Raw genomic sequence first — 451 nt, 5'->3', positions numbered from 1 at the left:
CCTGTCGCCGTTACACCATTAGTACCCTGTCCATCTCCATCATCATCTCCCCAATAATGATAACGATTGACTAAATCATTTAAACGCACAAAAGTGGTCGATGGTGGAAAAATAGTCTTTATCTCACCCAAAGTACGCCATGTTGATAATACCATTGGATTTGTCCTACTTGATGTATTCGTTGACGGCGTGACCTTTCCACCATAAGGCAACGTAATGGTGAACAACGATTCAAGGTCTGTTACTTTGGTTTGGCCTCCATCAGATGTTAAATACGGCCCACTCCCCTCAATGACCCTTGAGGTTTGCGCTGTTAAGGCCTGTGCACCAAATGAACACAACCAAAACAATAACGCCACAATCCACAACGGAGACGTTGATAAGAACGATAAAAGATTGAATCTCAGCCTCGACAACAACCCTACCGATAAACTCGGCGAGTTCACTAAGC

1 protein-coding gene is annotated in these 451 nt (G+C 44.1%); it reads right to left on the bottom strand.

Annotated elements, in window-relative coordinates; genetic code table 11:
• Nucleotides 1–451: hypothetical protein (locus tag GQ598_RS10940; protein WP_160404140.1), on the bottom strand; the 451-nt coding region annotated here is incomplete at both ends.

The sequence above is a fragment of the Gilliamella sp. Pas-s95 genome, assembly GCF_009795795.1.
Taxonomy (GTDB): domain Bacteria; phylum Pseudomonadota; class Gammaproteobacteria; order Enterobacterales; family Orbaceae; genus Gilliamella; species Gilliamella bombicola.
Note: the sequence above shows the minus strand (reverse complement) of the source record. Positions and strands in the feature narration are given on the sequence as shown.